Here is a 12,971-nt window from a genome sequence, read left to right as displayed (position 1 = left end):
TTTCCGCTAGCCTAGAAGCGAACCGTCAGGGTCGCCTGGAAAGTCCGCGGGTTGAGTGGGCGGAAGAAAGCAGAACCGGCAAAAACAAACGCGGTCGGCACTTCTTCATCGAGCAGGTTGTCCACGTTGAACCGCAAGCTGACATTTTCCGGAATACCAAAGTCATTCGGCCCGCCAAGGTCAAGATACGCACTCAAAAGGGTGAACGCTTCCATGTCATAACGGTCGTTGAACTGCGCATAGCGCTTGCCCGTATACTTTCCGGAGACATTAGCCACCAACCACTCGGTGGGCTCATAGGTGATACCCCCTGTTGCCAGCCACTCGGGACTATCGGGGAGGCCATTTCCGGACAAATAGTCGACCGTAGGATCGAGCGCACCCTCGCCGTCTACATTCGTATCGTCTTTAACCTCGGTCTTGTTGTAAGTCAGGTTTCCGTCGAAGTAGAGCTTTCCGCCAAAGACGTCCGGCTTGTAAACACCCGAAAGTTCAAAGCCATAGGCATCTGTCTTGCCTGCACTGATGTAGTAAGCCTCAGGTTGTGCCGTTGCCGGATTGATAACGCTTCCTGCCACCAGGCGGTTGTCAAAAGACGTGTAGAACAGCGCAGCCGAACCATAGAATTGTGGACGGTTTGTCCGGAAGCCTAACTCATAGTTTTCAGATTCCTCACCTTCCGGTGCCGGTAGCGGATCGGTTGTCGGATCCGTCGCAGCAATGGAGAAGATATCGTCCGCACCGCGTGGCAGGGCATAGTTTTGCGAGTAGGAGGCAAAGACCTGATCGGTCCCGTTCAGGTCATAAACGCCACCCACCATAGGGAGGAAGTTGTTCTCATAAGTCTCGCCGACACTCTGTGGCCCATAGCCGGGCAGGAATGCACCCGTACCTTCCTCAATGCGATAATAGTCATCATAGTCCCGGTAGCCATCAAGCGAATAGTCAACGCTGAGACTCTTGACGCCAATCTCGAGATTCAGCCGATCGTCCATAAGACTGACGGTATCTTTCAGGTAAAGCTGCAGAGTGTCTCGTACAGATGTATAGTTGCGGCGGTAGTAGACGGTCTCGTCATAGATAACGTCGCCATCAGCGGAACCATTGGTCTTGTTCAGGCGGGCCTGTGCACGAGTGTAGTCTTCATCCTCAACCCAGAAACCGGCCTCAACCTTGTGGTTCGCAGCCTGCCATTCAATGCCACCGACAAAGCCCTTGCGCGTTCCGCCAACGCCGGACAGCCCGTACTGGACGCCGCGCGGATAGACGACATCAAGCCCAACAGCACTCTGGCCAAGGAAGCGTGCCAGCGCACTACTAGTGCCTCTGGCGATACGCCATAGCCGTCCTTGTCTTCCTGGTAAGCTGTCGCCTTCAGCATCAGGTTTGGCGTTATGTCAGTCTGGAAGTTCAGCGAGTAGAGCGAGTCATCGCGGACGTTGATGCGGTCTTCATAATAGTTCGTGCACGTTCCACCCGTGAATATCGGCGTGAAGTCGGCATCAGTGATTGAGCCATCGCCATTGAAGTCATAAACACCGGGTGTTGCTGCGATACACCCGGTTTCCGGAATAGCCGCCGCATACCCATAATAATAATCGTTCTCGAACGTAGATTCTGGGGCCGACGGCGAGTCATAATCATTGAAGTCGTTATGCACATAACCGAACTTGATGAACGTATCGGCATCAAACTCATACTTGATCTTGCCCTCGATATGCTCGCGGTCGATCGTGCCGGGGCCGCGCCACAGGTCGCTGTCCGTCTTTGAACGGCTGATATAGGCGGACAGGCCATTGATATTGCCGGTCTCAAGCTTGATGAAACTGCGTTCAAGATTGTCGTCGCCCATCGTGTAGGACAGCATGCCACCGGGCGTGTCTGACGTATCCACCGTATTGTAGGAAACGATCGGGCCAAGCGAGGCATAGCTCGGCAGGGACACATCGCCTGCACCCGGCGATGCAACGACCGAGCCGAGGTTTTCATTGTCCACATAACGGAAGATCGGGCTGCCGCCGAACGCATCCGAACGGCCCATCGGGACGCCATCCAGAACAAAGCCGATCTGCTGCAGGTTAAAAGCGCGAACCGTCACCGAGTTGCCGAATTCATAAAGGCCGAGGGCACCGTCAGTCTGCACATTAAACCCCGGCAGGGATTCGAGCATTTTCAGGCCTGAAATGCCGCCCGGCGCGGAAAGCAGTTCATCCCGCGTGACCGCGACGGTATTGGTGGCTTCGTCTTGGCCAATGGCCGTATCAGCGGTCGAAACGCGATGCCCCTGCACCACAACAGTCTCTTGGCGCGCTTCGCTTTCGCCCCCGGCCTCCTGTGCATTCGCCGATGTGACCAGGCTGGCAGCGCCCAATAGCACACAGGCCGCCAGCGAAACGCGCCGTCTCTGTCGCAAACTGACTAATCTCATAGATACTCTCCCGCTTTCATCCGTCGTTGGATGTCATCAGGATTGGTCTGCTGGTCGATCCAATGAACCTTAAAAGGGTGAGAGGACATCACTTTAAAGCAATTGATCGCTTTTGATGCACTTGTGCGCTCGACCGATTAATCCGCACCCACGGCACGTATGACGCTTCCTCAGGGTAACTCCGCCGCCGTCAGAGTTTACGAAAACTCATCATCTCAATCAGTTGTTGATGTTACCGTCGGACACTAGATCACGGCCCAATACCGTAACAGCCATCACAACAGGGCGCACAATTCCATCATGTCTTTGGCTGTGCAGAACCCACCTGTCCCCGCCCGGAGGGCTCCATCCATGTTTCGACAGATCATCCTCGCTGCTGCAGTGCTGGTGCTCGCCGCCTGCTCACCTGACAAGGCCGCCGCACCGGAAGAGGCCGCGACCAGTTTCATCACGGCAAACGTCCCCCCGCCCGCCACGGCAACCGACACCAAGGGCGATGGCGTCCTGCGCGATGCCGACAACCGCCCCTATGGCTATGCCCTGCTCGGCGAGAAATTCCCTGAATTCACGGCCACGATGGCCGACGGCCAGGCGTTCGATTCTGCCGTTCTCAACCGTTGGATGGTGATTGATATCTGGGGCATCTGGTGCGGCGACTGCATGCGCGATGCGCCCTATGTGGCCGCGCTCGCGACCGCAATCGAGCAGGATCCGGACCTCTATTTCCTGTCCATCCATGTCCCGGCGAACGCCAGCCGCACCACCCCTGAGGAACTTTACGGCAAGTACGGCTCGGTCGAGGCCTATTTCACTGAGAAAGGCTACAGCTATCCCACCGTGCTCGACACGGACATGAGCATCCGCGAAAAGCTGAAAATCAGCTGGACGCCCAGCTACCTGCTGATCTCGCCGGACGGCGTCATTCGCGCCTTCCGCACGGACCTGTCCGTGGCTGGCGGCGAGCCGGTGAAAGACTTCCTGAAGGATGTCGCCCGCGTGAAATCGGAAGTGCGCAAGGCCGAGTTTGGCGGCGCGCCCCTGCCCGCTGGCATCGGCCCCGACGGCACGATGGGCCTGAAAGGCCCCACGCCTTTCACCCTCGACGCCATGAAAGCCGCCTTCCCTGGTCATGAGATCCTCACGGACCGCGCATACGTCGGCGAACAAGCCTACCCGGTCTTCCTGATCCAGACTCTCCCGGCAGATCGCCAGGCAGGTCATCTCGTCTATGTGGTCGAGCCTGACTGGACGCTCGGCAATGTCGGCTCCGTCGTGACCCGCAATACCGACGTCGCCGGACCGGACGGCGGCAAGGTGGGCCAGATGAAGCTGAAGGCGCTAAGCCCCGAGGCGCGCAGCCTCTGTAAATTCGAAACCGACGCCGTGGACGCCCTGTTCGTCTGCCCTGACAGCGCCGAAAACCCTCGCTTCATCCGCGCTTTCGGTGCCGGCGGTGATTTCGACGGCAAACTCAGCGATGCGGCGCCTGATTACCAGGAAGAAGCGGTGCTTCTGGAAATGAAATACCTGCCCCCAGCCCCTGCCGATGACCAGTAAGGCCTGCCTGTCTTCCCGACTCCCGCGTCCCAAACTGCCCGAATAAACCACATTTCATGCGGAACCGGGGAAGCACAGTTTGAATGTTCGCCTATCAGCCGCTATTGGGTAGACTTGATCCAGGACAGATCGGGAAAGGCTACGCACAATGCTGCATCCTTCGACAAAACGGCTGATCGACAAGCTGAGCGAAATGACGCGCAAGCAGCGCGTTGCCTGGTCCGAGGGCGAAGACGGCACGATCACCCATGACACCGAGGGCTACCGCGTTGTCCTCACGCCAGAGCCGCATGCCGTATTGCTCACGGACGCGCTCGGCAAGGAAATCGAGTCCTGCATGCCGGAAGAATTTGTCGACGAGCTGGATGCAGACGGCCGCCCCTATGCCAGCTTCGTAGCGGAGCTGTATCGCGAGGCACACCGGCACGCGCGCGGCGCCGAAAAGGCCATCAACACGGTCCTCAAAGGCCTGGAAAGCATCGACGCCGAGCCTGAGGGAGTCCCCGAGCCTGCGCTTGATCCTGCTGAACTGGTGGAAGATCCGGGCGACGATACAGATGCGTTCCCGGAAGCCTATCCGGAACTCGAAGGCCAGAACGACATGGCCCGCGCCGTCGCCAGCATGGCCGATGAAGTCAATGGCGGCGTCCGGACACCCGAGCCAGAAGCTGAGTCCGCACCTGAGATTGAGCCTGAGCCGACACCGGAAATCCCCTCCGCCCCCGAAACCGTCGCCACAGTCGACCCGGAAAGCGACATCGAAGCCGCCGGGGATACGCCCGAAGAGGCCACACCGGACGCTGCGGAGGCGTTCGAATACGCGCCAGCCTTCGCCACAGCGCCGGAACCAGCCTCCGCGCCCGTCGAGCCCGAAACGCCCCTCTGGCCGGAAGATGACAATAATCCCGAGATAGAGACAGCACCCGAACCAGTCCTGTCCGAACCGGAACCTGAGCCTGAGCCCGAGACCGAGCCTGAACCATCCGTCGTGCCAACAGCCACCATGGCCTCTCCTTTCGGTCGCGGCTATTTCGGATCGGGCACAGGCGGCCTCTCGCAATACATGTCGCCCGAGCCATCGGCAGAAGAACCCGCCCCCGCGCCAGAGCCTGCCCCACAGGCAGACGAGCCCCTCGCGCCCGAGGTCGAATATGCCGCTGATGTTTCGCCAGCCGCCCCTGAAATCGACCTGCCCGATGACGCGCCGTTGACCGCTGAAGTGCCCGCCGCACAGCCGGAACCCCAGCGCTTCAGCTTGTCAGGCATGTCCTCCGGCTTTGGCCTCGGCTCTGCCGGCCGCACAGGGAACCCGCAACAGGAGTCCTCCACCGCGTCCGGCTCGCCGGCCATGGACAGCCCGCGCATGGTCATCGACGGCACGGTTGACCTGCCCGATGATATAGACCTGTCGGAATTCAACGCGGGGCCAGACACACCCGCCTATACCGACCCGGTCACGGAAGCCGAGTCCGCGCCCTTCACATTCAGCGATCAGGCCGAGACACCGCCGGAACCAGCCGAGCCTTCCCGTCCTGAAGAAGCCGCCTTCGAAGTGCCCGCCAAAACGGTCGAGCCAGGCACATCTGAGCCGGAGCCGGAAGAAGCACCTCCTCCGCCCAAGCCGCCGACGCGCTTCAATCCCTGGAACTGAACGCCGCCGCGTCGCCCGGCACCCGAGAAAAACTTACCTCTCGTTGTAGCAGAGCCGCCTTCATGTTGCGGCGCAGCAACACGCGGTGACCGATGGACACAAAACCATCAAAACCGCGACACATATCATTCTCGGAACGGACAAACCGTGAGACATCCAAAGGCATAAAATCCCGCGCCAAGACGGGCTGTCTTCCATGCCACTCAGGATGCCTTCCATGACATACAGACCTGCCCTCCGCTCGCTCCTTCTCGGCTCGAGCCTCTTGATCGCGATAACCCTGCCCGCCATCGCACAGGAAACTGACGCTGAAGCCCGCCTTCCCTCCGTCACCGTGACGGCCCAGAAAGTCGAAGAGAATATCCAGGACGTGCCGATCTCGATCACCACGATCGCCGACGAAAAGCTCGATGTCCTCAAGTCCTCCGGCGCCGACGTCCGCTTCCTCTCGGCCCGCGTGCCCAGCGTCATCGCCGAAAGCTCGTTCGGCCGCGCCTTCCCGCGTTTCTATATCCGCGGCATCGGCAACACAGACTTTGATCTGAACGCCTCCCAGCCTGTCTCCCTCGTCTATGACGATGTCCCCTATGAAAGCCCCATCCTGAAAGGCTTCCCCGTCTTCGACCTCGACAGTATCGAAGTCCTGCGCGGCCCTCAGGGCACGCTCTTTGGCCGCAACACACCCGGCGGCATCATCAAGTTCGACTCCGCCAAGCCGACCAATGAATTCGAAGGTTATGGCCGCGTCTCCTACGGCAATTACAATACGCGCGACCTTGAAGGCGCCGTGAACCTCCCCGTCTTCACGGATGAGCTGGCCGTGCGCCTCTCCGGCCTCTACCAGGAACGCGATCCCTACGTGGACAACGCCTATACCGGCGAAAAAGACCGCTACGAAGGTTTCAAGGAACTCGCCGGTCGCGCCCAGATCCTGTTCACGCCAAGCGGCACCGATTTCTCCGCTCTTCTCAACGTCCATGGCCGCTCCAATGATGGTGACGCCCGCCTCTTCCGCGCGAATATCATTGATGTCGGCTCCAACGGCGTTGGTTCGAACTTCGACCGCGATACGGTCTATTTCGACGGCGACAACTTCCTGACGCAGGACAGCCATGGCGTCACGCTGAAGCTTGAAAAAGGCCTCACCGACGCGATCAAGGTCACCTATGTCTTCGGCAATGAACAGGCGACCATCGAAAGCCGCGGCGACATTGACGGCGGCTTCGGCGCAGCCTTCCTCGGCGCAGGCAATTTCGGCCCGGGTTTCATCCCGTTCGCCTCGGAAAGCTCCGGCGCCGTTGATGCCCTGCACCAGACAACCAACGAGCTTCGCTTCGCTTTTGACGATGGTGGCCCGCTCCGCGCACAGGCCGGCGTCTTCGTCTTTGACGAAAAGGTGGCGATCACCTCGAAAAGCTTCGACACGCTTTCGCCCGGACGCCCGGTCAACGGCATCGCGACCCGCCAGAACCAGACCGACAGCACCGGCATCTTTGCCTCGCTCGCTTATGACGTCACCGACAGATTCGCCCTCTCCGGCGGTGCGCGCTGGACCGATGAATCCAAGGACTTCGTCGTCGAACGCACGCTTGGCCCTTTCGGCTCCGGCACGTTCGGTCCCGTAGCTGGCTCGGTCTCTGACGATCAGGTCAGCTGGGACATCTCGGCCACCTATCAGGCAACGGACGACCTGAACGTCTACGCGCGCGTCGCCAAGGGCTTCCGTGGCCCCTCCACGCAAGGCCGCCTCGTCTTCGCAAATGATGTCTCCAGCGCCGACACCGAAACCGTTCTCTCCTACGAGACCGGCATAAAGTCGGAACTGTTCGATAATCGCGTCCGCCTCAATGCCGATGTCTTCTTCTACGAGTTCAACGACCAGCAGCTGACAATCGTCGGTGGCTTGAACAATACGGTCGCCCTCTTCAATGCCGACAAGAGCGAGGGTTACGGTTTCGAAGCCGACGTTGAAGCCGCACCAATCGACAACCTCTTCCTCACGGCGGGGCTTTCCTACAACAAAACCGAGTTCAAGGATGATGTCCTCCTTGCGCCCGGCTGTGGTGGCGGATGCACCATGCTCGACCCGGCCGTCTATGCCGCAGATGGCGTGACGCTGCTCGGCTACAATATCTCCGGCAATTCCTTCCCGAATGCGCCGGAATGGATCGCCAACGCGACGGCCCGTTACGCCATTCCGCTCGCGACCGGCGAGCTCTATGGCTACACCGACTGGGCCTACAAGGGCGACACGAACTTCTTCCTCTATGAGAGCGCAGAGTTCGGCCAGGACGGCTATTGGGAAGGTGGCCTGAAACTCGGCTACAAGGCCGATGCCGGCTATGACGTCTCCGCCTTCGTGCGTAACATCACGGACGAGGAAGCGCTGGAAGGCGCCATCGACTTCAACAACCTGACCGGCTTCGTCAACGAGCCGCGCACCTATGGCGTCCAGCTCCGCTGGGACTTCTAGGCGTCAGCATAAGCCGAACAGGAAAAGCCGGGCCACTCATGTGCGCCCGGCTTTTTCGTTCAGGCCTCGGCGATCAGGTCCGGATGATTGTTTCGCACATTGCCCACCTCCGGCCCGACCGGCCAGGCCTGCATGTCTTCCGCCGGAAAGGATTCAAATAGATGTGACGGATCACCCGCGTCAGGGTCGAGCCAGAGCGAATAATCCTCCGGCGCCACAATCACCGGCATGCGCGTATGCAGCCCGGCCATCAGGTCATTCGGCTTCGTCGTCAGGATCGTGAAGCTGTGGATCTCGGACCCGTCAATCAGCGCCGAGTCCCAAAGCCCTGCCACGCAGAACCAGCGCCTGTTGCGCAGGCTGATCGCGAACGGCGTCTTCGCGCCCTTGGCGCCCGTCCACTCGTAGAAACCGGACACAGGCACGAGGCAGCGATGATGCCGGTACGCGCCGCGAAACACCGGCTTTTCCGCCGCTGTTTCCGCCTGCGCATTGAACGTCGTAAACTTCATCTCCGACAGCGGCTTGGTCCACCAGGACGGCACCAGCCCCCAGCGCGCTGGCGCCAGCTCGCGGTGCATCCCATGTTCGGCCCGGCGCACGATCGGCTGGATCGTTGTCGGCGCAGCATTGTAAGTCGCCTCAGGCGGCTCAACATCCTCGTAGGGGATAATGCTCAGTGCCGCATGATATTCGGCCCAGGTCACGTCATGCCTGAAATAGCGTCCGCACATGCTTGCCTCTCCCCTTCCGGTAACACACGTCCCGGATACCAGAATTCGGCCGCCTTGCGCGAACCGATTACAGGCTGGAGACGTCGGTCACCTTATAGGTCAGCGGCTCTTCGCCAAAGCTCGCCACGGTCACGTATTCGCCTTCCTTGAAAACATGCTCGCCAAGGCGGTAGCCCGCCTCATCATCGCCTTCATCATCTTCGTCATAATGGAAAAACCAGCGATCCCCGCAATGCGTCAGCCGCCCATCGGCATGTTCATCATCCACTGGCGAGAAGCGCACAACGCGGCAAGCCTTGCGATTTTCCCGCCACGCTTCAACATCAAGATGCGCGTCAGGCGTCAGCGGCGCAACGAGCGTATAGCCCCGCGCCGGGTCGCCAGCTGGCAGGCCCGGATTACGGGCCAATTGTAGTGTGATGCGGCTAAGGGTCATTACAATCTCCATGAACTCAGAATGTGGAAAGTCTCAGCGCGCCAGGGCCAGCGCCGGGGCATCCTTTGCCGACAGCAGGTGCCGCGTCGTGCCGCCGAACAGGCGTTCGCCCAGCCGAGAGTGCCCATAGGCCCCCGCCACGATCATTGACGCGCCGCTGCCCTTGGCCAGCGCCAGAAGGCCACCAGCGACATCGCCCTCGATGCCAGCAACCTTTACGCTCACACCATGGCGCTTCAGCCAGTCTTCCAGTGTACCCGGCTCAGCCACCGGGCGTGCTGCATCGCGCTCCAGGTCCTTCGGCGCCTGCGCAATGATCACGTCGCCAAAAGCGCGGATCAGCGGCAGGTGAAACCGCACAGCCCGCGAAGCACCATTGCTGCCATCCCAGGCAATGATCACCGGCCCGGTCGGAATATTGTCCGTACCCGCAAGAACCAGCGGAAGCCGCGCTTCCATCATCACATGCTCGAACGCCATATAGAGCGGCGCGGAAGTTGTGGCCGCCGAGCGCGGAAACACGACCGCATCAGCCAGCGTGGCGGCATTCGCGCTGGCGCGTTCCACCGTGTTCACTTCATGGAAGAAGTCGCAGTCCAGCCCGTGCGCGCCGGTACTGGTCGCATCATGGAAGACCGTCTTGGCGATCTTCGTCATCTTTGCCTGCATGTCGATCACGCTCTGCGTCGCGGCAGGCGAGACGGTCGCCATTTCCGGCGAGGTCGACACCATCAGCACCGCCATTGGATCAGGCAGCGCGAACAGGCCGGTAACGGGCGTGTTCAGGCGCCGCGCAATCTCTATTGCGGCAAGTGTGGTCTGGCGATCTTCGGCTTCAGTACCCTGTAATACGGCAACAACTGACATGGCGCATATACCTCCTGGCGGATTGCTCCTGAGAGATAATGTACCATCCGGGCACCGTTCCGCGAACTACGCAGAAACCCCTAGCGGGCAGCGGCAATCCGTTCGCGTGCAATTCGGTCCGCAACCTGATTGGTAGGCTTTTCGCCTGACAGCGCCTCGTCCAGCACGTCGCCCAGCGTCTCGACGAGCTTGGCCAGTTTAGCGTCCACCCATTCGCGCGAGTAATTGCCGGAAATCTCGGCGGCCACATTGATGATGCCGCCGCCATTGATCACATAGTCCGGCGCATAGAGAATGCCCTTGCGCCGCAACAGCTCACCCATCTCCGGCATGACCAGCTGGTTGTTTGCGCCCCCGGCAATCGCCTTCACCTTGAAGCGGCCGAGCGTCTGCTCATTGATGATCGCGCCCAGCGCGCAGGGCGAGAAGATATCCGCCTCGACGTCATAGATCTCGTCCGGCCCCACGATACGCGCACCCGTGCGCGCCGACACGGCCTGCAGCGCAGCCTGGTCGATATCGGTGATGATCAGGTTGGCGCCTGCCTCGGCCAGATGATCGCACGTATGCGCGCCGACCGACCCAACGCCCTGCACCGCCACGGTCCGGCCCTTCAGGTCGCCGCTGCCCAGCGCACGTTTGGCTGTCTCGACAATGCCCAGAAACACGCCCCGCGCCGTGATTGGCGACGGGTCGCCGCTCGCGGCCTCGCCCTTGTCCAGCCCGGCCACATAGGCCGTCTCCTGCCGCACGATCTCCATGTCGGCGACATCGATGCCCACGTCCTCGGCTGTGTAATAGCGCCCCTGCAGGCTTTCCACGGCCCGGCCGAATGCCCGGAACAGGTCCGGCGACTTGTCGGTCTTCGCATTGCCCCAGATCACGGCCTTGCCGCCGCCCAGCGGCAGGTCCGCCATGGCGTTCTTGTAGCTCATGCCCTGGCTGAGGCGCAGCACGTCGCGCAACATGGCCTCGCCATTGGCGAAATCCCACATCCGCGTACCACCCGCCGCCGGGCCCCGCGCTGTTGAATGGACGGCAATAATCGCTTTCAGCCCGCTCGCTTCGTCCTGGAAAAGGTGCACGCCCTCATGGGCGTCATAGGAAGGGTGATCGAACATGGGAGGATGCCATTGGTTGCAAATGAAACGATATTTGGGCTTTAAGATCTTACTTCCGCTGGGTCAATCGAAACGACCCCGCGACACACCCGCCTATGGCCCAATCCTTGCCTGCTTGCTACCCAGTTTGGCCTGCCCCCGTGCCGCCTTGGCACCTGCCTTTGGAAACCTCTTGTTAACCTTAAGAAAATTGACGTCTTCGCAGGATTTGAAGCGTATCTTCCGCGCGTAAAATGCAGCTACGCCCCATCCTCCTCGCCATCGGCATCATGACCGTCCTCCTCGGCGTGGCGATGATCCCGTGCGCGCTGATGGATTTTGCCGACAAACGCCCGGAATCACACGTTTTCGCCGTTTCGGCCTTCGGCTCCATCTTCATTGGCACCTGCCTCTGGATCCTGGCGCGCAGCGGCGACCAGTCCACGGGCCAACGCGAAGCCTTCCTGCTGACCGTTCTGGTATGGGTGTTCCTGCCCGCCATAGCTTCAATCCCGTTCATGGCATCGGGAATGTCGATTACGGATTCCTACTTCGAATGCGTTTCCGGCCTCACCACGACCGGGGCGACGGTCATTACGGGCCTTGATGACATGCCGCGCGGCCTGCTCCTCTGGCGCGCCATCCTGCAATGGTTCGGTGGCATCGGCATTATCGTGACAGCCATCGCCATCCTTCCCCAGCTCCGGGTCGGTGGTATGCAGCTCTTTGAACTCGAAAGCTCTGATCTCTCCGGCAAGTTCCTGCCGCGTGTGACCGATATCGCCGCCTATCTCGGCTTTACCTACCTGCTTATCTCGATGCTCTGCGCCCTTTGCTACTTCCTCGCAGGGATGAGCTGGTTCGATGCGATTACGCACTCGATGACAACGATGTCGGCGGGGGGCTACTCCACGCACGACCTGTCCTTCGGCTACTTCAACGACACAAACGCACCCTATGTCGCGACCTTCTTCATGTTCGTGGCAGGCCTTCCGCAGAGCCTTCTGGCCATGTTGCTGTTGCAAGGACGCATCTCACCCCTGATCCGCGACCCGCAGCCACGCGTCTACCTGTCGATCGCGTTGCTCCTGTCCGTCGTGATCGTCGCCTATCATGAGGCCGTGGTTGATCCGCGCATCTTTGAAACGGCGGCACACGCGTTCAAGGATGCCCTTTTCAACATCATCTCGATCATGACAGGAACCGGATATGCCTCCGCTCCTTACGACACATGGGGTTCGCCCGTTATGGCGATATTCCTTGTCGCGACCTTCGTCGGCGGCTGCGCCGGCTCGGCCGCTTGCGGCCTGAAAATGTTCCGCCTCGAAATCACCGCCAAGGCCCTCATCGCCTATTCGCGACGCATGACCATGCCGCACCGTCGTACCCCGGTGCGTTACGGCAACAAGGTCGTTGATGAAGAAACGCTGCAATCCGTCATGGTCTTCGTTTTCCTGTATCTCGTCACATTCCTCGTTGCCGCGGCACTGCTCTCGCTATGCGGACTCGATGCCATGACCGCCATATCCGGCTCCGCCACAAGCGTGTCCAATGTCGGCCCCGGCCTCGGCCCTGTTATCGGTCCATCATCCACCTTCCAGACGCTGCCCGATGCCGCCAAGTGGATCTGCGCCATCGCGATGCTGCTGGGGCGACTGGAGTTCATCTCGGTTTTCGTCGTGCTGACGCGCCGCTTCTGGCAGGGCTGATCCTTCCCGCAAGGCG

8 protein-coding genes and 1 pseudogene are annotated in these 12,971 nt (G+C 60.5%); 4 read left to right on the top strand and 5 right to left on the bottom strand.

The features are described 5' to 3' along the window. Positions 1-11: 11 nt before the first annotated feature. A pseudogene (locus tag HOC_RS22900) lies at positions 12-2,428 on the bottom strand (TonB-dependent receptor). A 351-nt stretch (positions 2,429-2,779) separates the two neighbouring features. Between HOC_RS22900 and HOC_RS02530 the strand changes: the two are divergent. The 3 genes from HOC_RS02530 (at position 2,780) to HOC_RS02520 (ending at position 8,109) form a co-directional block, all read left to right on the top strand. Continuing rightward, positions 2,780-3,985 carry a TlpA family protein disulfide reductase gene (locus tag HOC_RS02530; RefSeq protein WP_035535650.1) on the top strand — a complete coding sequence of 402 codons (1,206 nt, stop codon included), beginning with the start codon at positions 2,780-2,782 and terminating at the stop codon, positions 3,983-3,985. A 148-nt stretch (positions 3,986-4,133) separates the two neighbouring features. After that, positions 4,134-5,636 (top strand): hypothetical protein, encoded by a 1,503-nt coding sequence (locus tag HOC_RS02525; RefSeq protein ID WP_035535648.1) that lies wholly within the window; start codon positions 4,134-4,136, stop codon positions 5,634-5,636. A 217-nt stretch (positions 5,637-5,853) separates the two neighbouring features. Then, a complete protein-coding gene (locus HOC_RS02520) occupies positions 5,854-8,109 on the top strand; it encodes a TonB-dependent receptor (RefSeq protein WP_084146096.1) in 2,256 nt (751 codons plus the stop codon). A 59-nt stretch (positions 8,110-8,168) separates the two neighbouring features. Here HOC_RS02520 and HOC_RS02515 read toward each other — a convergent pair whose 3' ends face one another. The 4 genes from HOC_RS02515 to HOC_RS02500 form a co-directional block, all read right to left on the bottom strand. Continuing rightward, the gene (locus tag HOC_RS02515) at positions 8,169-8,843 is read right to left on the bottom strand and encodes an SOS response-associated peptidase (RefSeq protein ID WP_035535644.1); all 675 of its coding nucleotides are present in this window, start codon (positions 8,841-8,843) and stop codon (positions 8,169-8,171) included. 67 nt (positions 8,844-8,910) lie between these two features. Further along, on the bottom strand, positions 8,911-9,279 hold the full coding sequence (locus tag HOC_RS02510; protein WP_035535641.1) for a hypothetical protein: 369 nt from the start codon (positions 9,277-9,279) through the stop codon (positions 8,911-8,913). Positions 9,280-9,312: 33 nt separating this feature from the next. Continuing rightward, positions 9,313-10,146, bottom strand: coding sequence for a universal stress protein (locus tag HOC_RS20960; RefSeq protein WP_051624449.1), 834 nt, complete (start codon positions 10,144-10,146; stop codon positions 9,313-9,315). A gap of 80 nt (positions 10,147-10,226) precedes the next feature. Next, the gene (locus HOC_RS02500; RefSeq protein WP_035535639.1) at positions 10,227-11,267 is read right to left on the bottom strand and encodes a Glu/Leu/Phe/Val family dehydrogenase; all 1,041 of its coding nucleotides are present in this window, start codon (positions 11,265-11,267) and stop codon (positions 10,227-10,229) included. A 233-nt stretch (positions 11,268-11,500) separates the two neighbouring features. On the opposite strand from HOC_RS02500, the gene HOC_RS02495 reads away from it, so the two are divergent. Then, positions 11,501-12,955, top strand: coding sequence for a TrkH family potassium uptake protein (locus tag HOC_RS02495; RefSeq protein ID WP_035535636.1), 1,455 nt, complete (start codon positions 11,501-11,503; stop codon positions 12,953-12,955). Positions 12,956-12,971 lie beyond the last annotated feature (16 nt).

Source organism: Hyphomonas oceanitis SCH89 (assembly GCF_000685295.1).
Classification (GTDB): domain Bacteria; phylum Pseudomonadota; class Alphaproteobacteria; order Caulobacterales; family Hyphomonadaceae; genus Hyphomonas; species Hyphomonas oceanitis.
The sequence above is the reverse complement of the archived record's forward strand: the minus strand, read 5'-3'. Positions and strand labels throughout refer to the sequence as shown.

Coding starts and splice junctions, on each gene's coding strand:
- HOC_RS02510 (WP_035535641.1), bottom strand. CDS start 9,279: ATGACCCTTAGCCGCATCACACTACAATTGGCCCGTAATCCGGGCCTG.
- HOC_RS20960 (WP_051624449.1), bottom strand. CDS start 10,146: ATGTCAGTTGTTGCCGTATTACAGGGTACTGAAGCCGAAGATCGCCAG.
- HOC_RS02520 (WP_084146096.1), top strand. CDS start 5,854: ATGACATACAGACCTGCCCTCCGCTCGCTCCTTCTCGGCTCGAGCCTC.
- HOC_RS02525 (WP_035535648.1), top strand. CDS start 4,134: ATGCTGCATCCTTCGACAAAACGGCTGATCGACAAGCTGAGCGAAATG.
- HOC_RS02495 (WP_035535636.1), top strand. CDS start 11,501: ATGCAGCTACGCCCCATCCTCCTCGCCATCGGCATCATGACCGTCCTC.
- HOC_RS02500 (WP_035535639.1), bottom strand. CDS start 11,267: ATGTTCGATCACCCTTCCTATGACGCCCATGAGGGCGTGCACCTTTTC.
- HOC_RS02515 (WP_035535644.1), bottom strand. CDS start 8,843: ATGTGCGGACGCTATTTCAGGCATGACGTGACCTGGGCCGAATATCAT.
- HOC_RS02530 (WP_035535650.1), top strand. CDS start 2,780: ATGTTTCGACAGATCATCCTCGCTGCTGCAGTGCTGGTGCTCGCCGCC.